General features: G+C 61.4%; 17 protein-coding genes and 1 pseudogene. 9 read left to right on the plus strand and 9 right to left on the minus strand.

Annotated features, from left to right (window positions below; all coding sequences use genetic code 11):
• Positions 1–87 precede the first annotated feature (87 nt).
• Both CRI93_RS00605 and CRI93_RS00610 read left to right on the plus strand, forming a co-directional pair.
• Positions 88–1,026 (plus strand): annotated as a pseudogene (locus CRI93_RS00605) (formate/nitrite transporter family protein); the annotation flags it as partial.
• A 196-nt stretch (positions 1,027–1,222) separates the two neighbouring features.
• Positions 1,223–3,526 carry an amino acid permease gene (locus tag CRI93_RS00610; RefSeq protein ID WP_098061039.1) on the plus strand — a complete coding sequence of 768 codons (2,304 nt, stop codon included), beginning with the start codon at positions 1,223–1,225 and terminating at the stop codon, positions 3,524–3,526.
• A 456-nt stretch (positions 3,527–3,982) separates the two neighbouring features.
• Here CRI93_RS00610 and CRI93_RS00615 read toward each other — a convergent pair whose 3' ends face one another.
• The 4 genes from CRI93_RS00615 to CRI93_RS00630 form a co-directional block, all read right to left on the minus strand.
• Positions 3,983–7,066, minus strand: coding sequence for an AAA family ATPase (locus tag CRI93_RS00615; protein ID WP_098060664.1), 3,084 nt, complete (start codon positions 7,064–7,066; stop codon positions 3,983–3,985).
• Between the two features lie 236 nt (positions 7,067–7,302).
• The gene (locus CRI93_RS00620) at positions 7,303–8,442 is read right to left on the minus strand and encodes an exonuclease SbcCD subunit D (RefSeq protein ID WP_098060665.1); all 1,140 of its coding nucleotides are present in this window, start codon (positions 8,440–8,442) and stop codon (positions 7,303–7,305) included.
• Positions 8,443–8,489: 47 nt separating this feature from the next.
• The gene (locus tag CRI93_RS00625; RefSeq protein WP_098060666.1) at positions 8,490–9,602 is read right to left on the minus strand and encodes a tRNA-queuosine alpha-mannosyltransferase domain-containing protein; all 1,113 of its coding nucleotides are present in this window, start codon (positions 9,600–9,602) and stop codon (positions 8,490–8,492) included.
• A 55-nt stretch (positions 9,603–9,657) separates the two neighbouring features.
• Positions 9,658–9,897, minus strand: a complete 240-nt coding sequence (locus CRI93_RS00630; RefSeq protein WP_098060667.1) for a hypothetical protein — start codon at positions 9,895–9,897, stop codon at positions 9,658–9,660.
• 225 nt (positions 9,898–10,122) lie between these two features.
• Here CRI93_RS00630 and CRI93_RS00635 point away from each other — a divergent pair, with 225 nt between their 5' ends.
• The 5 genes from CRI93_RS00635 to CRI93_RS00655 all read left to right on the plus strand — a co-directional run bounded on the left by CRI93_RS00635 (position 10,123) and on the right by CRI93_RS00655 (position 13,455).
• Positions 10,123–10,749, plus strand: a complete 627-nt coding sequence (locus tag CRI93_RS00635; RefSeq protein ID WP_176521587.1) for a ComF family protein — start codon at positions 10,123–10,125, stop codon at positions 10,747–10,749.
• Positions 10,750–11,139: 390 nt separating this feature from the next.
• Positions 11,140–11,751 carry an SCO family protein gene (locus tag CRI93_RS00640; RefSeq protein ID WP_176521588.1) on the plus strand — a complete coding sequence of 204 codons (612 nt, stop codon included), beginning with the start codon at positions 11,140–11,142 and terminating at the stop codon, positions 11,749–11,751.
• Positions 11,752–11,789: 38 nt separating this feature from the next.
• Positions 11,790–12,275, plus strand: coding sequence for a copper chaperone PCu(A)C (locus tag CRI93_RS00645; protein WP_098060670.1), 486 nt, complete (start codon positions 11,790–11,792; stop codon positions 12,273–12,275).
• 29 nt (positions 12,276–12,304) lie between these two features.
• Positions 12,305–13,036: a sulfite exporter TauE/SafE family protein gene (locus CRI93_RS00650; RefSeq protein WP_141491494.1), complete on the plus strand. Its 732-nt coding sequence runs from the start codon at positions 12,305–12,307 to the stop codon at positions 13,034–13,036.
• Positions 13,036–13,455 carry a copper-binding protein gene (locus CRI93_RS00655; protein WP_098060672.1) on the plus strand — a complete coding sequence of 140 codons (420 nt, stop codon included), beginning with the start codon at positions 13,036–13,038 and terminating at the stop codon, positions 13,453–13,455. Before CRI93_RS00650 ends, CRI93_RS00655 begins: the two co-directional genes overlap by 1 nt.
• A gap of 17 nt (positions 13,456–13,472) precedes the next feature.
• On the opposite strand, the gene CRI93_RS00660 is transcribed toward CRI93_RS00655, so the two are convergent.
• From CRI93_RS00660 to CRI93_RS00675, 4 genes are all read right to left on the minus strand, one after another.
• A complete protein-coding gene (locus CRI93_RS00660; protein ID WP_176521589.1) occupies positions 13,473–14,165 on the minus strand; it encodes a CPBP family intramembrane glutamic endopeptidase in 693 nt (230 codons plus the stop codon).
• A 594-nt stretch (positions 14,166–14,759) separates the two neighbouring features.
• Positions 14,760–15,701, minus strand: a complete 942-nt coding sequence (locus CRI93_RS00665) for a branched-chain amino acid transaminase (protein WP_098060674.1) — start codon at positions 15,699–15,701, stop codon at positions 14,760–14,762.
• A gap of 62 nt (positions 15,702–15,763) precedes the next feature.
• Positions 15,764–16,504 carry a glycosyltransferase family 2 protein gene (locus CRI93_RS00670; protein ID WP_098060675.1) on the minus strand — a complete coding sequence of 247 codons (741 nt, stop codon included), beginning with the start codon at positions 16,502–16,504 and terminating at the stop codon, positions 15,764–15,766.
• Between the two features lie 145 nt (positions 16,505–16,649).
• Positions 16,650–18,197 carry a magnesium chelatase ATPase subunit I gene (locus tag CRI93_RS00675; RefSeq protein WP_098060676.1) on the minus strand — a complete coding sequence of 516 codons (1,548 nt, stop codon included), beginning with the start codon at positions 18,195–18,197 and terminating at the stop codon, positions 16,650–16,652.
• Positions 18,198–18,509: 312 nt separating this feature from the next.
• Between CRI93_RS00675 and CRI93_RS00680 the strand changes: the two genes are divergently transcribed.
• Complete coding sequence (locus CRI93_RS00680) at positions 18,510–18,926, plus strand: hypothetical protein (RefSeq protein ID WP_245850233.1); 417 nt, start codon at positions 18,510–18,512, stop codon at positions 18,924–18,926.
• Positions 18,927–19,117: 191 nt separating this feature from the next.
• On the opposite strand, the gene CRI93_RS00685 is transcribed toward CRI93_RS00680, so the two are convergent.
• Complete coding sequence (locus CRI93_RS00685) at positions 19,118–21,244, minus strand: fasciclin domain-containing protein (RefSeq protein ID WP_098060678.1); 2,127 nt, start codon at positions 21,242–21,244, stop codon at positions 19,118–19,120.
• A gap of 267 nt (positions 21,245–21,511) precedes the next feature.
• On the opposite strand from CRI93_RS00685, the gene CRI93_RS00690 reads away from it, so the two are divergent.
• Positions 21,512–23,074 carry a Na+/H+ antiporter NhaC family protein gene (locus CRI93_RS00690; protein ID WP_245850234.1) on the plus strand — a complete coding sequence of 521 codons (1,563 nt, stop codon included), beginning with the start codon at positions 21,512–21,514 and terminating at the stop codon, positions 23,072–23,074.
• Positions 23,075–23,539 lie beyond the last annotated feature (465 nt).

Genomic DNA, 23,539 nt, shown 5'->3' on the forward strand with positions numbered 1-23,539 from the left:
TCAAACGACGCTCGCACGACCTCTTCAAGTCTGTCGGATACCAGTTTGCCTGACGACGGGCTGTCCGAGACCCATGCTGTTCCGCATGTGCCCGACCCCGAGCCCAGTGTAGTCGTGAAGGAGGTAGCAGATACCGAGCGCTCCGCGCACGGGGCTCCTGCGGTGGGCGCCGCGGTACGCGACCGGTTTGGGACCGACGAGATCTTTCAGCGCATCATTGTGGCGGCCGATGAGGAGATCGGCACGCCGGGGCGCGAGCTGCTCTTTAGCGGACTCGCCGCCGGGTTCTGCATCACGATCACGTTTCTGCTGTATGCCTCGCTGACGGCAGCGTCGGGCGGCAATCCGCTGATCAGTCCGCTCTTGTATCCGGTGGGGTTTGTATACATCATTCTGGGGGGCTACAACCTGTACACCGAAGATACTTTGCCGCCGGTGGCGCTGGTGCTGGAGCGGCTGGCCAGCCTGCCCGCGCTCTTTCGAGTGTGGGGTACCGTACTGACGGGTAACTTTGTGGGCGGCGCGCTGGGCGCGCTGCTTCTGGCGACCACCGGGGTCCTCTCGCCCGAAGCCGCCGATGCCGCGCTTGAAATCAGCCAGAAAGGCCTTGAAACGCCGTTTGCAGATCTCTTCTTTAAGGCGCTGACTGCCGGGTTTATCGTAGCGGGCGTGGTGTGGCTCAACTTTACCGCGCGCGACGTCATCGCCCGCTTTGCGCTGACGTATATGGCATTTCTGTGCATCCCATTTGGCAACCTGTTCCACGTCGTGGTCTCCTTCACCGAACTGATGTATCTGGTGTTTAACGGATACGCGGTGTTCTGGGCCGGCCTTACGGGATTTGTGTTTCCCGTGGTGCTTGGAAACACAGTTGGGGGCGCCCTCCTCGTTACGGTCGTTAACTACTTCCAGACGACAGCACGCCGCCTCGAAACTGCCCGCCAAGACGGCGCTGAGCGGCAGCTTACCATGCAGGAGTGGTTCTTGGGCGGATTTGTAGGCCGTTCATACGTGCCTGCGCGTGAGGGCAAAATGCCCGAGAAGTAGCTCGCTTCAACACGTACAGCCAATAGCAGAACGATGAACGACAGGCATGCATGAAAGATAAGGGCGTTTTGCATAGGCACCGCGTTTCGTCATGGGCGTGAAACTGATGCCCGTATCGCTCGTGCGTCGCACCACGTTCAGGCTCCTCGTTCTTCATACGCCGTTCCTGGCTCGCATGGCTGATTCCAATGCTGCGCCACCTGACGCTGCCGCTCCCAATCCTTCCCCCAACGGTGCGCCCCCTGCAGATACAGGTGTCGTAGATGCCGACGTAGAGCCTTCGGCAGAGTCCTCCATTCTGCCCGATTCGGCCAAGTATGGCACCTTTGGCGGGGTGTTTACGCCCACCTTGCTCACCATCTTGGGCGTGATCATGTACCTGCGCACCGGCTGGGTGGTGGGCAACGCCGGGTTGCTGGGTGGACTCCTCATCATCCTGCTGGCGTTTGGCATCGTAACCGCCACCGGGCTCTCGATGTCGTCAATTACGACCAACATTCGTATTGGAGCTGGGGGCGCGTACTCCATTATCTCGCAGTCGCTGGGCCTGGAGGTCGGCGGCAGCGTGGGCATCCCGCTGTACCTGGCGCAGGCCCTTGCCGTTACGATGTACATCTTCGGCTTCCGCGAGGGCTGGCTCTGGGTCTTTCCGGATCATGCGGCATTGCTTGTGGACCTGGCGGCATTTGCGCTGATCTTTGGCATCGCCTACATCAGTGCCAGCCTGGCCTTTCGGGTGCAGTACGCGATCCTCGCGATCATTGTGGGGTCGCTTGTGTCGGTGGCGGTGGCGGCCGCCACCGGGTCGATGACCATTCCGCTTACCGAGGTGCCGCTCTGGGGCGAGTTTCCGGGCGCGCCCGAAGATGGCTTCCCCGGGGTGTCGCTCTGGGTCGTGTTTGCGGTGTTCTTTCCGGCAGCCACGGGCATCATGGCCGGGGCCAACATGTCGGGCGAACTCGAAGACCCGCGCACCAGCATTCCGCTGGGTACCATGTCAGCCATTGGACTCAGCGCGGTGATCTATGTGTTGCTGGCTATTTGGCTGCTGCGCTCAGCCTCTACCGAGGAGCTGCTCACCAACTACACCGTCATGATCGACAAGGCCTTCTGGGGGCCGCCCGTAGTGGCCGGACTCCTGGGGGCCACGTTCTCCTCAGCCCTCGCCTCGGCCGTAGGAGCCCCACGGATCTTGCAGGCGCTGGGCAGCCACGACATCCTGCCGCAAAGCGACTGGATGGCCCGGCGCACCGACTCGGGCGAGCCGCGTAACGCCATGCTCATTACGGGCGGTATCGTGCTCACCGCACTCATGGTGCGCGACCTGAACGCCATCGCGCCACTTATCACCATGTTCTTCCTGATTACCTACACCATGATCAACGTCGTGGTGTTTGTAGAGCAGACGCTGGGCCTTGTCAGCTTCCGTCCGCTCCTTCGTATTCCGCGATTCGTTTCGTTTGCGGGGGCCGCAGGGTGCATCCTCGCCATGTTTATCGTGAACCCTACGTTTGGACTGGCCGCCCTTGCCATTGTGCTTGTGTTCTACGGGATTCTGGTGCGCCGCACTCTCGACCACTCCATGGCCGACGTACGCAGTGGACTCTTCGTATCGCTGGCGGAGTGGGCGGCCAAGCATGTCAAAGACCTCGACCCACGTCAGGAGCGCGCCTGGAAGCCCAATATTCTGGTGCCCATCACCGATGCCGATACGCTGCGCGGGTCCTTTCTCTTTCTGCAAGACCTGGCGGCTCCCAAAGGCGCGGTCAACGTGCTCGGTCTGCAGAGCACGTCCTCGTCGTCGGATCTGCCCGACCAGGTGCGCGATCTTACGGCGGCCTTCCGGAAACAGGGCGTGTTTGCATCTTCGGCTGTGGTGACTGCACACGACTTTGCCAACAGCCTCACCGCCAGCATCCAGACGATGCAAGGCGCGTTCTTTAAGCCGAATGTGCTCTTCCTGGCGCTTCCCCCGACCAACGAGCGCGAGGCCGACTTTCAGCAGATTGTAGCCACCGCAAGCGAGCAGCAGATGGGGAGCCTCATCTACGCACCGCACGAACGGGTGGGACTTGGGCAGCGTGAAACCATTAACGTGTGGATTAACGACCGCAGTCCGCACTGGCGCGTGTCGATGGATGTTGGCAACCTCGACCTGCTCATCCTGATGGCGTACAAACTCAAACGCAATTGGGATGCCGAGATGCGGCTGCTTACCGTGGTCGATACCGAAGAGGATGCGCAGGCTGCCCACACCTTCCTACACATGATTACGGACCTGGCACGCATGCCCGATGCCGAAATCGTGGTGCACGTGGGCGACTTCCAAGCCTATCTCTCTAACGCGCCACGCGGCGACGTGAACGTCTTCGGACTGATGGACCCACCCCGGTTCGAGCGCATGCGTGCGCTTGTCTCTCAAAGCCGCACCAGCAGCCTCTTCGTCCGCGACTCCGGCAACGAAAGTGCGCTTGCGTAGCCTTGCGGTGTTGGCTACTACGTGGTCTGTGTCTTTGAGAGGCGCAATGCAGTAGCGAAGCGGGTATCCCGGGCGGTGCTTAGACCAAGTTAGCGGGGCAGAGCCCCTGAACAGCTTACGTCGCACGGCGGAGCCATGCGACGAGGGCTAAATAACGCAGTGTGCGAGTTTTTCGATGGTCCTTTTGGGTTGGGCATCCCCCTTTGTCGCTGCGCGACCTTTCCCCCTTCGCGAAGGGGGAAAGGCCCGAACAGCGTGAGGGAATGGGGGATATCAGGACCGCGCATTCTGCCACAAGGCGGCGATCAACAAAGGAGGAAGGAAACCTGCACATGCCGTTAAATAGATAAAATAGATACCCCCCGTTGGCCGTGTCGGACGTTTACGAAGAAGATGCTCCTGCATCTGGAGAGCGGCTGAATACGCAGCAAAATACTTCACCGTCCCGCATCTACATCACGTCGTTACGCTAAGCGTGCTGCCGTCCTGAGCCGTATGCACGGTAAGGCGGGCAGGCAGACGGCGCTTGAGCTCCGTCACGTGTGAGATGATGCCCAGCAGACGCCCCTGCTGCTGCTCCTGCACGTCGTACAGCACGTTCAGCGCACGTTCGAGTGTGTCCTGGTCGAGTGTGCCGAAGCCTTCGTCAATAAAGAGCGTATTTAGGCGGCGCCCGCCGGTGCGGCGCTGCACCACATCGCTCAGGCCCAGCGCCAGCGCCAACGACGCGTTGAATCCCTCTCCGCCCGATAGCGTGCTCACGGGACGCTCCTCGTTGGTGTGCGCGTCGTACACCCGCAAGTCGAGACCGCCGCTGCTGCGGGCATCGTCGAGCGTGGTGGCGCGCCGCAGGTGGTACTGCCCCTGCGACATCCGCCGCAGGTGCTTGTTCGCAACCTGCAACACATCTTTCAGGCGCGCGGCCAGCACGTAGCGCTGCAGACTGATATTGCGCTCGTTGCCCTGCTTGCCGCGCGCCACCTGACTCAGATGCCCGATGTGCTCCGCCTTCTCTTCTGCCGCCTGAGCATCCTCCTGAATGGCCTTCAGCTGATCTATCGCATCATCAAGCGCCTCTTTCGCATTTTGAAGTGCTCCAATCTCCTGATCCAGTGCACTGATGCGCTCGTTCAGTGCTTCCACCGTTGCTTCAGCGCCCTCTACATCAGGAGCCGTAATGCCCTCGGCACGCGCCTTCGCTTCCTCCAGATTTGACTGCGCATTCGACCACTGCTGATTAACCTCCTGAATCCGTTCGCGCAGTTCCGCCAGCGCATCAGGCTCCATGCGTGCGGCTTCGTACGCCGAACGATCCTCGAACCCGTGCTCATGCAGCGCCGTCCGAAATTGCTCTTGGGCGTCGGCATACTTCTGCTGGGCAGTCTCAGACTGTTCACGCTTGTTTTCGAGATCCTTCTCTGCTGCGGCATAGGCGTTGCTCGCCGTCTCTTTGGCCTGGGTAGCCTCCTCAAGCGCCGTGGTCAAGGTCGCAAGCTCGTCCTCCAGCGCCGCCTGCTTGGCTTCCAGCGCTTCAACCGAGTCTACACCATCGGGCACGCGCTCGGTCAGGTCATCCACGCGGGCCGTGGCCTGCTCGTACGTGCTCTTCGCTTCGCGCACCGCGTCCTGCTTCGCCTGTAGCGCGTCGCGTGTGGTTTCGAGCTCCTCGTTCGTGGCCTCCAGATCGTTTGTTGCGTTTTCGACCATCGACTGGGCCGTCCGGGCGGATGCGAGGGCCTCTTTTGCCTCCTTATGCTTGGCCTCCATCTCAGACACGGTGTGCTCGGTGAGGGCCGCGTCCGTATCCTGAAGCGTTTCGATAGCGCTCGTGTGCTTGTCGACTGCTCGCTGGGCCTGGGTCTGCTTCTGATGAGCCGTCTGTAGGTCCGATTCAGCCTGGTCGAGTTCCTCCCGGGCCGATTCAAGGGCCTTGGCATCGGGCACATCGTGGACTTCGTTTGCGGGGGCGGGATGCGTGGTGGCGCCGCACACCGGACACGGATCACCGTCTTCGAGCCGCGATGCCAGCACACTGGCGTAGCTCTCGTCGCGCGACTGCTCCAGCATGCGCACGAGCTGCTTCCGGGCATCGCGTGCCGATTCGCGCTCCTTGGCGTCGGCCTGCGCCTCTGCAAGCTCCGATTTGGCCTCCTGGCGCTGCTCCTGTAGGTCCTGCAGCCGCTTGGCCTGCTTCAGCCGATTGGCCCACGTATCCACCGTCGCCTTGTGCTCGGCCACGGTCTGCGCCGTGTCCTTATGCGTGTCGATAACCGACTGGGCTTCCTCGGCATTGGATTCCAGCTGGTTGACCGTATCCTGTAGTGCGTCGCGTTCCCGCTGGGCGGCCTTGAGTTCGTCCTGGGCGGATGCGACGGTCTGTTTTGCCTTGGCGAGCTTCTTAACATCCGAACGGGCCGTGCCGAGGGCGCTTATTTTGTCGCTCAGCGCCGCACGCTCGTCGCTGCGTTCCTGCTCGGTGGCCAGCGCGGACTGGGCGTCGTTGAGAGCGTCTTTTGCGGCGTCGTACGTTGTCTTGGCCTCCTGAAGCGCCTCCTGGGCGTCTGTGCGCTCAGCGTCGCGCTCCTGCATCCGTTCCTCAGCGGGCGTGATGCGCTGGGCCCGCTCGGCAGCCTCCGCACGAGCCGTGCGCTCGGCCTGGGCCTCTTGCTCCGGTTTCAGGGTCTTGACGGTCTGCTTCGCCTCCTCCACCGCATTCAGCCGCTGCTGGTGGTCGCGGGCCGTTTGCAACGTCTGGGTAGCCTCCTTGAGTTTGGTCGTTGCCGTCTCGCGCTCCTCCTTGGCCGCTTCTAATGCGGTGATACGCTCATCGCGCAGGGCGCGTAGTTCGTCGGCGGTGTCGGTGTCGTGCTGACTCAAGAGCGCCTTGCGCTGGTTGAGCAGCGCCCGGGCCTCCTCCTGCGCCTCGCTGTGCATGGCTTTGAGTTCGGCCTCCAGGTCGGCAAACCGCTGCGTATCAAACAGAATCTTGAGGATGTCCTCGCGGTCGCTGGAGCTCGCCGAAAGGAACGCACGGAACTGCCCCTGCGGCAGCAGCGCCACCTGACGAAACTGCGCGGCCTTCAGGCCCAGCAAATCCTCGATACGATCTGTCACGTCGCGCTTGCCGTCGGCCAGAAGCGTGCCCTCAGCACCTGCGTCGGCGTGGGCCACGGCATCGGTGCGATCCCACAGCCAGGCATCGGGGCCGCGCGTGGTGGTGCCATCGCCGCGCTTCTTGGCCAGTTCCATCTTCGGGCGCCGCCGCACGCGGTAGTGCGTCTCGCCCAGCCGAAAGTCGAGCGTTACGGCGGTGGGCTCGCTGGGCGTGGCATACTGGCTGCGCAGGTCGGTCGCATCGCGCTCAGCGCCCGAGGATTCGGCGTACAGGGCGTAGCAGATCGCATCCAGTACAAATGACTTTCCGGCACCGGTGGGCCCATGGATCAAAAAGAGCTGATGACCGGCAAACGCCGAAAAGTCAATGGTTTGCTCCTTGGCGTACGGGCCGAACTGGGTAAACTGGAGGTGCTCAAGCGTCATAGGCGTGGGACGAGATGATGAGTGGCAATTCGGTGCGCCGGGTGTGTGTCTATGATTCCGATGCTGAAGAAGCGAAGCGGTAAACGAAAAACATCTACTTTCAGCATGAAGAACGGGGCAGAGCCCCTGAACGGTCACGTCACGAGGCGGAGCCCCGCGACGAGATAATGTGTGTGAGCCACAACTGCGTACGTCCTCACCGTAACGCTGCAACCGGATTTGGTATCAGGAGCAGCTTACGCGTTGCGCCGGTTCTGTTCGACGCGTTCGAGGGCCGTTTCCAGCAGCGGTTCGTCAGTCTCGTCGAGGGCGGTGCCGGTGGCGTAGCGGTAGAACGTGCGGAAGACGTCGGCAGGCGTGTCGGTATCGGCAGGCGGTACGAGGTCGTCATCGGCGTCGAGCTCCACGTGTGGAAGCGCAACATGCAGGCAGTTCGGATAGACCTCGCGCAGCCGTGCCATAGCGTCGGTTACGGGCCCGCGATTGGTGAGTGTGACTTGCAGGTAGTCGTCGGCATTGGGGTCGGTGGCGCCACGGTCGAGCACGTCGTGGAAGGCGCCTTCGATGCATCGCAGGTCGCGCGGCGGCTCAAAGGGCACGGCCTCCACCGTGCAGGCGCCGTCTGCATCCATATCAACAACGTAGAACGACTTGGTGTGATTGTGCTCGCTGAAGGAATACTTCATGGGCGACCCGGCATAGCGGATGTGCGGGGCCCCGGCCTCTTGCCGCTGATGTAGGTGGCCGAGCGCAACGTAATCGAATCCGTCGAACAGGTCGGTCGGCACAGTTTCAGCACCACCCACCAGCGTGCGCTCGGAGTCGCCCACGGTGCCGCGCTGCGCAAAGATGTGCGCCACGGCAATCGAGCGCGCCTCGGCTGGAATCTGGGCGCGCACGTGGTCAAGCTGGGCGGATAAGACGGCCTCGTGCGAGCGAATGGGATCGTCGGTGTCGAACACCTGGCGCGCCTGGGCCGGTTGCGCGTAGGGCAACCCCGCAACGTAGATTGGGCCGTGCGCATCCTCAAGCATAATGGGATCTGTGCGCGGATTGCAGAGCACGTGGAGCCCCTGACGTTCGAGAATGCTGGAGCCGAAGTCGAGGCGGTCGGGGCTGTCGTGGTTGCCCGCAATCAGGATCACGGGCAGCCCTGCATCTACCACAAGGCGCGAGAGCGTGCGGTCGAGCACCTCCACGGCGTCGGACGGCGGCACGGCGCGGTCGTAGATGTCGCCCGCTACGATGACGGCGTCGGGCGCGTAGGTGTGGGCCGCCTCGACAAATTGATCAAGCACGTGCGCCTGATCCTTTGTCAGGTGTTGCTTGTGGAGCAGGCGGCCCAGGTGCCAGTCGGCGGTGTGCAGGAAGCGCATGGGGGATGGGGGAGGTGTGGGAAGATGGAGGGATGGAGCGCGGCGGTTTAGGCGAGGGCGGCAAAGGCGTCATCGAAGGCGTCGGCGCGGGTGCTCCAGTCGAACGGGGCCGGAATCTCGTGCAGTGTGCGGGACGGCAGCGGACGCGCGCTTCCGTTGAGGAGGGCCGTGCACAGCGCGAGGGCGTCGTCGGGGCGATCGTAGAGTGTGGGCGCGTGCAGCAGCGGGTCGTGCAGCCGGTCGGGGATGAGCTCGGGATAGCTTAGTCGATTGGGCAGCACCGGGTGGCATCCGCAGCGCACCGCTTCCATCACCGCGAGCCCAAAGAACTCGTGATGGGCGGTGGACACCACGATATCGGCGCGATGCAGGAGTTCGGTATACACGTCGGCATCTTCGACAAAGCCCATGTGCAGGAGCCGATCCTGAAAGCGTGCGCGGATGGTGTCGAGGGCATCCGGTGTGCGCCCGGCTGCGCGTCCTGTGATAATGAGGTGGAAGTCGACCCCGGACGAATCGAGTCCGGTGAGCAGATTGAGCAGCCCCTCAGGGTTTTTGTCAAATGCCCAGCGCTGATTCCACAGCAGCACGGGCGGGTTGTTGGCGGGGCGGGCGTGGGGCGTGCCGAGTTGCTGCAGATTCATGCCCAGGGGCACCACCTGACTGCGCGCGGCAATGGCATGGGTGGTGGCTGGGGACGGCGGATCCGGAAAGCGCTGGAGGAACTCAGGGAGCGCCTCCAGAAAATCGGATTGGTGGAAGGCCGAGTTGAACCAGCAGGCGTCGGCTGCCAGTGCCGAGCGGTAGTTCAGCAGCGCATAGGTGCGCGGGGCTTTGCTTCCCTTGGGACGCGGATAGGTGAGCTGGTTCTCATGGAAGTAGAGCACGACGGGCACCTCTGCCAGCACCGGACGCATCAGTGCCAGAAACGAAGGCAGGTCGAGCATATCCGATGCAAAGACGACATCGGGCGGGCCGTGCAGGGTGATCTGACGGCGGGCCTGCTCGCTTAGCGGCACCGCGGCCGCATCCATGCGCCAGCGCCAGTGGCGTCCGGGCAGGGTGCACAGGCTATAGGTGTGGCACGAGTGTGCGCAGAGCCCATCAATAAAGCGGCGGTGCGAGCCGCCATACCAGGGTTCTACGACCAGGATGTGCATATCCGCATGCGGTCAGACAACATGTTGAGATGGAACAAGACGTGCTGCGAGCCGCCTACGCGGAGTCGCTTAACCGGTTGGCAAGCGCTTCGTCTTCTTCTTTGGTCGCGGGGCGCACAATGGCAATCGCCCGCACCTGAAGCGCCTCGCGCAGCTTCGGGTCGCGCACCTCTCCGGGGGTGATAAACTCTTCTTCGCCCGGTCCAATCGTAATCATGCGTGATGCCATAGCAACCTGTTCGGTCGAGGAGCCGGTATTCTTGATCAGCATACCGCGGCGGTCACGATCAGCCATAGGAACAAGGCAGACGTTTCGAAAAAGGATAACGAAGCCCAGGGGTGGACTTTGGTAGGCATGTAGTATACCATACAGAAGAGGCGGCTGCACATGCAACCGACGAATAATTGCGTAATTGGATGCGCAGCATAGCGACTTCTCCAACAATCAATTCGCGCCATGACAGCCTGGATGCGCCATATCGGGGATGGTCTTTTACGCGTGTTGTATCCGCCGTGCTGTATGGACTGTGGCGTACGCACGGCCTCGCCTGCGGTGCCGCTGTGCCCCGACTGCGTAGCCCGCATTGAGCGCGCCACGCCGAAGAGCGTAGCAGATCGGCTGTCGCGTCTTGCGGAGGCCGAGGCCCTGGCCGACGCCCGCAGTCTGTGGGTGTTTGATGCGCAGGGGGCGCTGCAGTCGGTGCAGCATGCGCTCAAGTACCAGAACCAGCCGCATATCGGTCATACGCTGGGCCGCTGGATGGCCGACGTTGTGCCAGAGGTCTGGCAGCCAGACGGGTTTGTGCCAGTGCCACTCCACCGCACGCGGTGGCTGGAGCGCGGCTATAACCAGAGCGAGGCGCTGACCACCGGGCTGGCAGAAGCCACCGGCATCCCCTCGCGAGCGGACGTGCTGGCTCGTGTGCGTCCCACCGCGTCGCAGACCGGATTGCCGCGCCGCGACCGATGGGCCAACGTGGCCCAGGCGTTTCAAGCCGCCGATCCGGAAGCCGTTGCCGACTGCACCTGGGTCGTGGTTGATGACGTGCTCACCACGGGCTCCACTGCTGCCGCTGCGGCGCACGCCCTTCTCGACGCAGGAGCCGAGCGCATTTACCTGTGCACGCTCGCTATGGCTCGGACGTAGCGTACGCGTCGATTCCCAAAAGCAAAGCCCAGGACCCGGTAGCGGATAGCAGGTTAGTGATCGCTGAAGGCCTCATTCGCAGGTCATCCTGCCCCCAATCGCTGTCGAGGAAAGGATAGCAACGCCCCCTGTTTACGCTTGAAATCGCGCCCCGCACCGGAGCACCGCATCACGCGTCCCCGAAGCAGGGGCTCCGTCCGCCTGACCTGAGATGCTCCACTGCGCTCCCCATGACGATAGCGGCAGGTTCATCTATGGCACAACGCGGTTTGGGAGCATAAAAACCCAGGTCTCAATCCATGCAATTTGCGCATGTCCGCAGAAACGACCGCCCGGCATAGTCGTGCATGTCATGACAATGACGTGCTCCCCCACGAGGCTTTCCCCGCCATGACCGCTCGCTTTTTTCCTTCGTTCTTGGCGATCCTACTTGCAGTCCCGCTTATGGGCCTGCTCGCCCTTACGGGCTGTACTGGCGACGAGGCTGACCGCATCGACGACCTCTCTGATGCCTCGTTCGAGCTGGTCAACCAGGACAGCACTACAGTCACCTTCCCCGACGACTTTGCCGGGCAGGCGATCGTTGTGGGCTACATCTACACGCAGTGCCCCGACATCTGCCCCATGGTCACCGCCAACATGCGGCAGCTCCGCGACCGGGTAGATGCGCCTGATGACGTGGCGTTCGTCACCATCACGTTCGACCCGCGCCGCGATACGCCCGACCGCCTGCGTGCCTACCGCGAGGCCTACGGCCTGGGCGATACCAATTGGCAGTTCCTCACAGGCGACCCCGACACCATTAGCCAACTCATGGAGCGCCTTGACGTACGGGTAGAGCTCTCGCGTGGCTCGTACGAAGACGACGACTACCTCATTGACCACACCGACCAGATCTCGCTTATCGATCCGCAGCAACGCGTGCTCTTTCACTATGGCGGCAGCATGACCCCTGTTGACATCCTGGCCGAGGATCTGGCCACGATTCGCCCGGCCTCCTAACCACGCCGTTCTCTGTTCCTGATCTGCCCTCCCTCGTTATGCGTGTATTCGCTTTTTCCGCTGTGCTTCTCTTTGGCATCGCTGCGCTGGGGGGATGCGAAAGCGAATCATCCACCAGCGATGACGGTCGCAACGTCGAACGCGCTGCCCTCGACACGCTGCGCATCACCAATGCCTGGGTGCGCCCCGCTCCTGAAGGCGGGGTTACAGCGCTCTACCTGGAGCTGCACAACCGCCGCGCCACCGCCGACACCCTCATGCGTGTAGAAACCCCTGTATCCAGCCGAACAGAGCTTCATACCACTGTGCTGCATAGCGATGGCACCACCGGTATGCGGCCTCTCAACAACGGTCTGGCCGTTCCTACCGACACTACAACCACGCTCCGTCCCGGCGGTCCACACGTCATGGTGTACGACGTGCAGCCCGCGCTCGTTATTGGCGATTCGGTGCGCGTTACGCTGCACTTTGGTGATCTCATGCACACTGTAACGGCCCATGTGCGCCCTACGCCTCCGCAATAGCTTTCCCAGTAGTTAGCCGCCCTGGCCCCGTGCTCGAATGGATGCTCACCGGTCTTGTCTTTGGCGCCACGGGCAGCCTGCACTGCGTAGGTATGTGCGGACCGCTCGTGCTGGCTGTGCCAGGTCCGAATGCTCCCTGGCGCTTTTGGGTGGGCCGCCTTATCTACCACACCGGACGCACCCTCGCGTACATGACGCTCGGCGGGCTTATCGGCTCGCTCGGATGGGCCGTGGCGCTGCAAGGCTATCAGGGCATGCTTTCGCTTATCCTGGGCCTTTTCATGCTCAGCGCGGTGCTCATTCGTCCGGTGCGTCGGTGGGTAAAGCGATTCGAGGCGGCTCCTGCCCGCCTGCTCAGCACGCTACGCGGCCCCTTGCAGTCGCTCATGAAGCAGCCCGGCCCGGGCAATCAGTTTGCACTGGGCGTGCTCAACGGACTCTTGCCGTGCGGTTTTTCGTATGCGGCCATTGCTACTGCGCTGGCTGCCGGCTCGCTCATCAACAGCATGATGTTCATGGGCGCGTTCGGACTCGCTACCTTTCCCGCGCTCCTGGCCGTGCAGTGGATGGGCCGCCGCGCGCCCGCCTCCTGGCGCGCCCGCCTCTTGAAGTTGGCCCCATACGGCATTGCGCTGGTGGGCCTGCTGCTTATTCTGCGGGGCCTCTCGCTCGGTACCTTCCTGAGCCCCGAACTGCGCGAGGCCGTGTTCTCCCCCGAAATGTGCCGCTTTATTCCCCTCGTTGACCCACCTACGCCCTGATGCCTGTATCCTCTTCCGCTTTTGCGCCTACGTATCAGCTCTGCATCCTGCTTTTTGTGGGATGCGTGGGATTTGCGCTGCATGGCTGCTCGTCCTCATCCTCCGAGGGCCCGCCCCCGCCCGACAATGCGACCGTCTATGAAGAGGTGCGCGGAGCCTTTCAGTCGCCAGCCACCGGCGGGCGCGACATGATTGTGCATCACGAGCCCATTCCCGATGTGATGGATGCGATGCTCATGACGGTGCCCGTAGACCGCCCTGGCTCGCTCGATACGCTCGATACCGGTACGCCCATCGCGTTTGATCTGCATGTGGCCGATGCAGCGATCCAGGCTCGCAACATCCGCGTCTTGCCCGACACAACCACGCTCAACCTCCCACCCGACGCTCCCGCCGACACCTCCGCCCAGCAGCCATAGCTGGCTCCCCACGTTCGCTAAATAGCCGGGCTGTAGAAGTACCAGCCCAGTCCCACCGTAAACGCGAGCATGCCCCACAGAACGTGCTCTACCACAACGGCCAGCGTCGACTCAGAGCGGGCGTAAGTGCGGGCAAACCAGAAGCCGATGAGCCCGGTGCAGAGGGGGGCGGCCCAGTTCGCAAAAATGATGTGGGCCATTCCAAAGGCTGTGCCGCTGGCCGCTATTTTCGCTCGTACGCCTCCAAAGAGGGGATCGTACCGGTGAAACAGAAATGCACGGAAGATCAGTTCTTGTGGATACACAGAGAGAAGCGGATACGTAACCATAATCACGACCCACGTGCGGGTGTGCTCGCGCGGAAACGACCACAGCAGATCGGGATGGCGCCACGCAAAGATGCCAATCATGCCAACCACGCCGAGCCCAAATATCGCCAGCATGGGACGTAGCTGCGACGCTACAGAGTTGGCGTTCCACATGCGCTTCCGGTCGAACTTGGGGTCGAACCAGAGCACAGCCACGCATCCGATGGCTAAAAGAACCAGCAAGGGTACCACGCGTCCACCCAGCGCATCGCGTTGCGTGTACAGCAGGAGCGGAAGCCCCGCAAAGAGCATCAGAAACTCAAATGCCAGGTACAGGCGGCGCCCTGCAGAGACTTGTGTAGCATCCGTGCGCTCTAAGGGGTTCGTATCGGGATGTGTCATGAGCAAGGGGCCAGGGTGCAAACAGCGTCGTGTGGGCCGCATCGGTCGCGCCGAGAAGGGCGCGCCGCCAATGCCGGGCCGTGGGAGTTGGTTTGTTGGACGCACATAGCCCCGTCGTCGTAACGCGGCAATCGTAACATCATCGTGCGCAGCGTGCTATAAGAACCTGTTTGGGTTTTGGTTTGCAGGCGAGAGCGAGCAGCAATGCGGCGAAAATTGGACCCCGATGGAGGTTCGTAGCCGGGGCTACGGGCCGAGATCGGGAGCAATTTGCAGCCCATTGAAGCCGCTCGCAGCCCAAAGTAAGAAATCAAAACAGGTTCTAAGCAGCATACTTCCGCTTCCGTTACAGTGCATGTGCTACGGGGTACACAACCCCTGCGCTTTTCGACACAGAAGCCTATGAAGAAGTGGCGTGGCATGCCTCGTCGTTTGGCACAGACAATTGGCACAAGACAGGGGATGCACAGGAATCTTCGCTACGAGCAGTTCCTGTTGCATCCCCAAGAAAAAAGCCCGTCCCCGCTGCAGGCAGCCAGGACGGGCGCAATATGTTGTGTGACACGTGTGCGGCTCAATGACGCATCACCTGCACTACGCAGTGACTGCCTCTTCTTCAGATTCAGGCACATCGACAAACGTGAGCCAGTCGTGCGGGTCGTTGCCGCCTTCTACGATATCGAAGAACGCGTCTTGCAGCTCCTTCGTGATGGGGCCGCGCGTTCCGCTGCCCACGGTATAGTGGTCTACGCTGCGGATAGGCGTGATTTCTGCTGCCGTGCCTGTAAAGAAGAGCTCATCGGCAACGTAGAGCGCTTCACGCGGGATGGTCTTCTCCTCAACCGAGTAGCCGCGCTCGCGCGCCAGCTGAATGATCGCGTCGCGCGTGATACCAGGCAGAATCGAGAGCCCTACCGGTGCGGTGTAGAGCTTGCCATCTTTTACGATGAAGAGGTTCTCGCCGCTTCCCTCAGCCAGGTAGCCATTTGTGCTGAGCATGATGCCTTCCGTCATGCCGTTCTTCACTGCATCCATCTTGACGAGCGAGGCGTTCAGGTAGTTACCTCCGGCTTTGGCCATCGCGGGGAGCGTGTTCGGCGCCATACGATTCCAACTGGCGACTTCCACATCCACGCCCTGCTCCAGCGCTTCGTCGCCCAGGTACTTGCCCCATTCCCACACGGCCACAACGGTGTCCACCTCGTTTTCGAGCGGGTTCACCCCCATCGGGCCCATGCCGCGAAACACGACCGGGCGGATGTAGCACTCTGGCAGCCCGCTGCGCTCAACCGTATCGATGACGGCTTCATTCAGCGCATCCAGGTCGTACGGAATCTGCATACGGTGGATCTTAGCCGAGTTCTCCAGCCGCTCCATATGCTCAGGAAGGCGGAAGATGGCGGAGCCCTTCTCAGTTTCGTAGCAGCGGATGCCTTCAAACACCGAGGAGCCGTAGTGAACCACATGCGAGAGCACGTGGATTTGCGCATCCTCGTACGGGACGAATGATCCGTTGAACCAGATGTCGTAATTCATGGAAGCAGGGGAATGTGAAGCAACAAAGACCACATGCAAAACGGAGAAACGCGCCCGAAAGTTCAGCCTGGTTCGGCGTATTCAGCTTGAATACTGGAAGCGCTTCTGCGCACGGGCGTCCCCAGCACAGCATAGCGGGCAATTGTCCCTAAGATTTTGGCGCTGGCCCGAACGGTGCCCGACACGGTGCCCGTAATCTTGGATACGCCTACGCGTTTGCGGTACGACACGGGTGCCTCTTGAATACGCAGCCCGGCCTCTATCGCCTTAATCTGCATCTCGATCGTCCAGCCAAACGTGCGGTCTTGCATATCGAGGCGCTGCAGTGCCTCGTACCGAATGGCGCGGAACGGCCCCAGGTCGGTGTACTCTGCGCCCCAGATCCACCGCATGAGCGTGCAGGCCAGCCGATTTCCGATGCGCGCCTGGGGGAGCAGCGCCCCCGGCTCGGCATCTCCTTGAATGCGAGACCCGACCACGAAGTCGGCCTCACCACGGCGAATGGGATCGACCAGGCGGGGGAGTTCGTCGGGGTGGTCGCTGTAGTCGCCATCCAGAAAGACGATAATGTCGGGGGAGGCGGAGGCGGCATACGCCAGTCCGCGCAGGCACGCCGCCCCGTAGCCGGGCTCGGGCTCGCGCACCACGGTAGCACCAGCCGCGCGGGCGTTGCGCTCGGTTGCATCGGTCGAGGCATTGTTCACGACAACCACCTCGTCCACCCGATCAGAAGGCAAATCGCCCACAACCTGACCGATGGCTTCGGCCTCGTTAAATGCCGGAATGATGACGAGTGTCGTCATAGAAGCGAACGGAATACATACACGAGCCATCGATCAACCGGGCCAACCGGCACGAGTTGGGTATCCACACCGACCGTGTCGTTACAGCGTGGCCCATCTGGCACTGTGCCGCCCGTGCGTTCTGATACTGCTGCCCAACAGGGGCCTACTGAAAGTCATCCATGTCAAAATCATCGTCGTCGAAGTCGTCCTCGTCAAAGCCGTTGCCAAACGAGGAGAGCATCGATCCCATGATGTCGCTGTAGGACTGCCCATCGTCGCGCATTTCTTTGCCCAGGAGTGAGTTCTGGTGCAGGGCCTCCAGCACCATCTCCATCATTACAAAGCGCTGGGCGTCGGTGTCGGGGGTGGATTCGGAGATCACAAGTTCGGCCAGGCCCTCGACTTCGCTAAGGCGCGTGCGGTAGGTGTCGTCGGAGAGGTCCTGGTTCAGGTTCACGGTGTTGCCTTGTGTAAACCACGCCAGCACATCGGCATAGGCTTCGCGGCCGCCGTCTTTCTTGCCAGGATCGGGAAAGTATTGCGTGAACACGGTGCGCAGCGCCCGCCCGATGAGCGTGTAGGCTACGTTCTCGGCGCCTTCTTGCTCGCCCTCGTAGACCAGCTCGACTTTGCCGGTAATGGCCGGTGCCAGATGCAGCAGGTCGCTCACGCGCACCACGGTTTCGTCTTCGCCATTGACGAGCGCGCGCCGTTCGGCTGCCGAAATCAGCAACTCCAGCGCTGCCCGTGTCACGCGCACCGATACGCCCGACTTCTGGTCGATGTACTCGCTATCGCGTGCCTCGAACGCCACCTGTTCGATGACCTCGCGGAAGATGTACGGAATCTGTACGTCAACGAGGGTCCCCTCGTCGTCGGCGCGGTCTTGCCAGGCTTCTTGCTCGGTGATCGCCATGCCCACTTCCGTTGTCTTCGGGTAGTGAGTGATGATCTGGCTGTCGATGCGGTCTTTTAGCGGTGTAATCAGGTTGCCCCGGCTGGTGTAGTCTTCGGGATTGGCCGAGAACACGAGCATCACATCGAGCGGAAAGCGCACGTTGAACCCGCGAATCTGAATGTCCTGCTCCTCCATAATGTTGAGCAGCCCCACCTGGATGCGCGGCTGCAAGTCGGGCAGCTCGTTGATTGCAAAGATGCCGCGGTTCGTGCGCGGAATGATGCCGAAGTGGATGATCTCTTCATCGGCATAGGTGAGGCGCAGGTTGGCTGCCTTAATTGGGTCGATGTCGCCAATCAGGTCGGCAATTGTTGTGTCGGGGGTAGCCAGCTTTTCGCCGTAGCGGGCGGAGCGAGGCAGCCACTCCACGGGCGCTTCGTCGCCGTACTCATCGACCAGTTCGCGCCCTTGCTTCGTGAGCGGGTTGTAGGGGTGCTCGTTGAGCGGTGTGTCTTTAAGGATCGGAATCCACTCGTTCAAGAAGCGTGGCAGCATCCGCACGATGCGGCTCTTCGCTTGCCCACGTAGCCCCAGCAGAATGATGTCGTGCTGGCTCAAAATCGCGTTCTCCAACTGTGGAAGTACGGTGCGGTCGTAGCCGAGCACACCGGGAAAGAGCGGGTCGCCGGTCTGGAGCTTCTTCATTAGGTTCGCCCGCATCTCTTCTTTCACGGTGCGGTGTACGTATCCAGACGCACGAAGCCCGCCGAGCGTACTGATGTCGGGAGACGAGGAGGTAGCAGCGATAGCCATATAGAGGACGAGAACGATGAGCGAGACGCGACAATCCGAGTTTGGCACGCCCGGTGTTTTGGGCGGTTCCTCTGCCGCTGCAGGAATGATGCGTTCCTTACAATCGGCCCCTTTTGCTGCACCAACACGCTACGAAAGCGCACCAAGCACACCCATTTCACGACCGCCGCGCGCAACGTCTGGCAGGACGATCTGTATGTAGAGGAGATCCAACGTCTGTATCGTTCCCCAATCAAACTCGTGCTTATGTATTCGACATGCTGCTCTCTACGTCGCCTCTTGTACACGCTGAGCGTTGCCCTTCTTCTCACCGTGAGCCTGTCTGCCGGTTCGGCTGATGCGCAGCGTGCCTCGGGCAATGTAGGACTGGGCGGACAGATCGGCTCGCCCAGCGGCGTTACGCTGAAGTTCTACAATGCAGGGGGCCCCTCGTACGACTTTCTGGGCGCGTGGGACCTGAACGAGTTCTTTTTCTTGAATGCTCATGCGCAGTTCAGCCAGCCGATCCGTGCTAACAATGTGTCGGGATTGGAGTGGTTTTTTGGTCCGGGAGCGTTCATTGGTGTGGAGGATGATGAGGCCGCGCTGGGCATTAGCGGACGCATCGGCATCAACTGGATGGCCAACGAGTACATTGAGTTCTTTGGCCAGCTAACGCCTCGCTTGAACCTGGCCCCTGATACGGACGGCGATTTTGGGGGCGGCCTCGGGCTCCGGTATTATTTTTAGGTGGATGCATGAGCCTGTGCCTCCAGCAACACAGATAGCGCTGCAAGGACGATCCTTGGAGGCCTGTGTAGGATGCGGGTGGAGACAGCCGGCCTGTGCTTTCCCCCAACACAAAAGCCTCCGACAGGCCATGATGGCGTGCCGGAGGCTTTTTTAGTTGCAAGAGCCTGTTTCACAGGCGGATGCAGCCGTTAGTTACTGGTCTGCACCGCGCCCTCCATGGAGCCGTGTACCGTGCAACGATACGTGGCAACTGCGTCGGCCAGCTCTTGCGTGTAGGTGAACGTAATGCCGTCGCCATCTTCTTCGTAATTGATGGCGGTGTTGCCTTCGAGGCTGCCATCACCATCCTGGTTGAGCAGGTACTCGGCGCTGGCGTTCTGGAAGCCCAGCGGATGCGCACCGCCGCCGTTGTTCACGAAGCGATAGCGCGTGCCCACGGTGAGGGTGAGGTCCGGGTTTTCTTCCGATCCGGCCACGCCGCTGGCACCGTCTACGTTGGTCACGCTCCACGACGAAGCGCCGTTGTTGTCGATTGTGACCGTGACATCAGCTGTTGAGGAGCCGTCATCGCCTGCGTTGGCGCCGATGTTGCCCTGTGACACGACCGTGCCCAGGTTGGCTACGCTTTCGTGGATATTGATGTAGCCGTCGAAGCCGGTGAGCGTGTCGTACGGTTCAGACACGATCTTGCTGCTGCGTGAGTCGGCGTCGCTTCCGTCAATGGGACCGAGATAATACTCGATGCCACCGCCTTCCGCCGCATTCCCATTATGAATGTGGGCCGGATGCGATACGCTGGCACCAGTTGCACCGTCGATGTTCATATCGAGCGTAACGAGCGTGAGGTCGCTGGTTAGCTCAAGGAACGTAGCGGTAGCGGGTACGCCGTTGGGAGCTACGTCGCCGTCATTGGCATTGGCTGCCAGGTCGTAGTCGGTGGAACGCGGCGACTCGATGAATTCGAGCCCTTCTTGCACAGTGCCCGATGCATTCGCGCCAATGTTACCTTGCGACACGACGGTGCCCAGGTTGGCTACACTTTCGTGAATGTTGATGTAGCCGTTGAAGTCGGTGAGCTCTTCGAACGGCACGTCGATAACACGCGCGCTCGTTCCGCCGCCGCCCGATCCGTCGAGCGGCGTGAGGTAGTACTCGATGCTGCCGCCTTCTTCGGCACTTCCGTTATGAATGTGGGCCGGATGCGAGACGCTGGCTCCGGTAGCGCCGTCGGTCAGCTCCAGCGTAACGATCGTCTGCGTATCGCCATAGCGCCAGAACGTGGCGGTGCCGTTTACGCCATCGGGAATCGCGCCACTGTTCGACTGCGCGGCGAGGTCGTACGAGATGGCGTCGGCATTGGCTTCGGCAATGCTTGGCGGAAGCAGCAGGCCGTCAATCACGTGCAGAATGCCGTTGCTGGCCACATAGTCCAGGTTCGCCATGTCGAGCGTGGCCTGGCCGCCGTTGAAGACGATCTGATCGCCGTCTTGGGTGATGGTGAGGTCTTCGCCTTGCAGCGTCTCAATTGCAACCGTCCCGTCGTTCTCCTCAAGCAGTCCGAGCAGCCCACCCGAGTCTACCGCACTTGCTGCGTAGACATGATACTGGAGAATCTGCTGGATTTCTTCGCTGGAGAATCCGCTCAGGTCGGCGTTTTCGAAGGTGGCGTTGTTCGGTCCGAAGACCGTCCAGCCTTCTTCATTCGCAAACGCATCGCCCAGTTCAGCGCCCACAACGGCGTTGTACAGCTCCTCGGTTTCGCTTACGAACCAGGCGGTGTTCGCCAGATTCTGATTGCCCAGCAGCGCGCGGTCAAGTACGTGGATGACCCCGTTGGCCGCTTCCACATCGGTCTGAATCACCTCGGAGCCTTCGATGAAGACGCCATCGTCGTTCACCTCAACGGTGAGCTCGTCGCCTGAGAGGGTTTCGACGGTGTTCTCGCCCTCCTGAAGGTCAGACGCTGTCAGCGCCTGGTCCGGGATTACGTGATAGCCGAGCACGGCTTCCAGCGCATCCGACTGCCCAAGCAGTACCTCGGTGTTGATGGGCCCAAACGCATCGTTGTTCGGGGCGAACACCGTGAAGGTGTCTTCTTCATCCGCAAGTGCGCTGGCGAGTCCGGCCTCCTCAAGCGCCGCAAGCAGCGTAGAGAAGTTGTCGTCATCGCCCACGATATCACCGATCGTTTGCGTAGGATCGGGATCCGGATCGGGGTCCGGATCATCACTGACCGGGTTGTCATCGTCGCAGGCCGCCAGACCTAAAAAGAGGCCCGCCAGGACGGTCCAAAGTATAAGTTTTGAGCGAAGCATAACTGTCGGGAAGTGTTAGGGGGAGTAAACGCACGCGCCGGAGCGCATCCGGCGTTTTCAATGTCCAGTATCCCATCACGTCCCCTGCTCAACCTCGTTCACGATTCATTCAACGGCCCTGTTATCTCTGTCCGCTTTCAGCACGCTATAGCAGGCGCGTTACACTTTTGCCCTATCTGTATGGAAAACACCGCTCGGGGTTGGACATGCCGCTCTGCATCTGTTACTATGGGGCAATCGTGCTCCCTGTTTTTACGATTTGATGCTATGCTTCTGTTTGCTTCGCCCAACGACGCTACCGACGACCCGGCGTCTTCTCGTGTGCGATGGCTTTTTGTCGGGATTGCGGTACTGCTTGTCGGAGGGGCCGTTGGAGTGAGCGGTCACATTCCGGAAACGGACGGTCACTACGGTCTCTGGTCGCTTTTGCCGCCGCTTGTGGCCATCGTGATGGCGTTCTACACACGTGAGGTCGTCAGCGCCCTGTTTCTGGGGATTGCCGTAGGGGGCGTGGTTGCTGGCGAGTTGAACGTGGTGCAAGCGTTTCTCATCCCGGCGATTGGCACGGAGGACTTCGCGCTCATTCTGCTGGTCTACCTGTGGGCACTGGGCGGACTCATTGGGCTGTGGACGCGCACCGGCGGGGCGCTGCGGTTCGCACGTTGGGCCAGCGGATTCATCGTGCGCGGCCCGCGTTCGGCGAAGTTCTTCGCATGGATCATGGGCCTCGTCTTCCACCAGGGCGGTACCGTAAGCACCGTGCTCACCGGCGCCACCGTCCGCCCCATTTCCGACGAGCACAACGTGTCGCATGAGGAGTTGTCGTACATGGTGGATTCGACCGCCTCGCCCGCGGCAACGCTCATTCCGTTTAACGTGTGGCCCATCTACGTGGGCGGACTTGTAGCCGGTACCATTCCGCTTTTTGAGACCTCGCAAGAGGGTATTGCTTTTTTCTTTTCGGCGCTGCCGTACAACTTCTACGCGATCTTCGCGGTCGGCATCACGCTGCTGTTTGCATGGGAGAAGCTTCCGTTTGTGCCCGGCAAGCAGATGCGCGCGGCCATGGACCGGGCCCGTTCTACCGGCAAGCTCGACCGCGATGACGCCAACCCGCTTGCCGCCGACGACCTCACCAACATGAAGGTGCCCGAGCGCTACCAGCCGGGCCTGGTGGACTTCTTTGGCCCCATTGGGCTCTTGCTGGGTGTGGCCATCATTCCATACATGGTGACGTACTTCTACCTGGGTCGCACCGACGATCCTACGCTGCTCATTGCCGAGGCGTTCGTGCTGGCCGTGCTGGCGGGGATGGGCATTGCCCTCGCCAAAGGCATGGACCTGCAAGACGCCATCGACGGCTTCGTGGATGGCTGCCGCGGCGTCACCATCGGCGCCATCATTCTGGCGCTGGCGGTCACGCTTAAAGAAGTCGCCGATGCGGTAGGGACGGCCGATTACGTCGTTGCGGCGCTGGGCGACGTGCTGCTGCCCGTCACCTTGCCCGCTCTGCTGATGGGCCTCTGCCTGCTCATTGCGTTCTCAACCGGCACCTCGTGGGGCACATACGCGGTGGTCTTCCCGGTGGCTATGCCGCTGGCGTGGGCGGTTTCGCCGGAACCGTTCTTTATCACGCTCTGCTTTGGTGCGGTAGTGGGCGGCAGCGTGTTCGGCGATCAGTGCTCCCCCATTTCGGATACCACGATCCTCTCCTCTCTCGCCACCGGCACCGACCTGATGGACCACGTCTACAGTCAGTTCCCGCTCGCCCTCATGGCCGGACTCCTGGCTGCGGCGGCATACACGGGGTTGGCCTTCTTTGCGGTGTGAGTAGGGACACGCAGCGCGTATCTGTTTAGCGGTCGTCAAAGATCGCCGGGATATGCGCTTCGCTCCTGATCCCGGGCTAAGGGTTATCTGCTTTACGCTCGTCGCATGGCTCTGCCGTGCGACGCACTTTTTTAGGGGCTCCGCCCCATGGCACATGACAAAACTCACATGGCCCTTCACACGCCCGGATTTTCGTCATTCTGAGGAGCGTAGCGAGGGCCGTAGGTCATGCCTGTTGTACGACGGGGCCGACAGGTCATCCGTTGCGGGAATCTCTTCGAACCCAGCGGTGACGTGTTGTCTTCATCAAAAGCAGACCACCATCGACTCGATCTGATGCGTTCAAAAAGTCGCTCCCCGCCGTTACGTAGGGACACGGCGCGCCGTGTCCCTACTCCGGTCGCAGTGAGAAGAGACGTACAAGGAGGTGCGGCTTTTGGGAGAGTTGCGCTGTGTATCCAGGGA

Source organism: Longimonas halophila (assembly GCF_002554705.1).
GTDB classification, from domain to species: domain Bacteria; phylum Bacteroidota; class Rhodothermia; order Rhodothermales; family Salinibacteraceae; genus Longimonas; species Longimonas halophila.

Excerpts from the sequence above, each read along its gene's own strand:
- CRI93_RS00690 (WP_245850234.1), top strand. The coding sequence starts at position 21,512 with ATGCTTCTGTTTGCTTCGCCCAACGACGCTACCGACGACCCGGCGTCT.
- CRI93_RS00665 (WP_098060674.1), bottom strand. The coding sequence starts at position 15,701 with ATGAATTACGACATCTGGTTCAACGGATCATTCGTCCCGTACGAGGAT.
- CRI93_RS00635 (WP_176521587.1), top strand. The coding sequence starts at position 10,123 with ATGGACTGTGGCGTACGCACGGCCTCGCCTGCGGTGCCGCTGTGCCCC.
- CRI93_RS00630 (WP_098060667.1), bottom strand. The coding sequence starts at position 9,897 with ATGGCTGATCGTGACCGCCGCGGTATGCTGATCAAGAATACCGGCTCC.
- CRI93_RS00685 (WP_098060678.1), bottom strand. The coding sequence starts at position 21,244 with ATGCTTCGCTCAAAACTTATACTTTGGACCGTCCTGGCGGGCCTCTTT.
- CRI93_RS00670 (WP_098060675.1), bottom strand. The coding sequence starts at position 16,504 with ATGACGACACTCGTCATCATTCCGGCATTTAACGAGGCCGAAGCCATC.
- CRI93_RS00660 (WP_176521589.1), bottom strand. The coding sequence starts at position 14,165 with ATGACACATCCCGATACGAACCCCTTAGAGCGCACGGATGCTACACAA.
- CRI93_RS00615 (WP_098060664.1), bottom strand. The coding sequence starts at position 7,066 with ATGACGCTTGAGCACCTCCAGTTTACCCAGTTCGGCCCGTACGCCAAG.
- CRI93_RS00620 (WP_098060665.1), bottom strand. The coding sequence starts at position 8,442 with ATGCGCTTCCTGCACACCGCCGACTGGCACCTGGGCCGCCTGCTCCAC.
- CRI93_RS00655 (WP_098060672.1), top strand. The coding sequence starts at position 13,036 with ATGCCTGTATCCTCTTCCGCTTTTGCGCCTACGTATCAGCTCTGCATC.
- CRI93_RS00640 (WP_176521588.1), top strand. The coding sequence starts at position 11,140 with ATGACCGCTCGCTTTTTTCCTTCGTTCTTGGCGATCCTACTTGCAGTC.
- CRI93_RS00610 (WP_098061039.1), top strand. The coding sequence starts at position 1,223 with ATGGCTGATTCCAATGCTGCGCCACCTGACGCTGCCGCTCCCAATCCT.
- CRI93_RS00675 (WP_098060676.1), bottom strand. The coding sequence starts at position 18,197 with ATGGCTATCGCTGCTACCTCCTCGTCTCCCGACATCAGTACGCTCGGC.
- CRI93_RS00645 (WP_098060670.1), top strand. The coding sequence starts at position 11,790 with ATGCGTGTATTCGCTTTTTCCGCTGTGCTTCTCTTTGGCATCGCTGCG.
- CRI93_RS00625 (WP_098060666.1), bottom strand. The coding sequence starts at position 9,602 with ATGCACATCCTGGTCGTAGAACCCTGGTATGGCGGCTCGCACCGCCGC.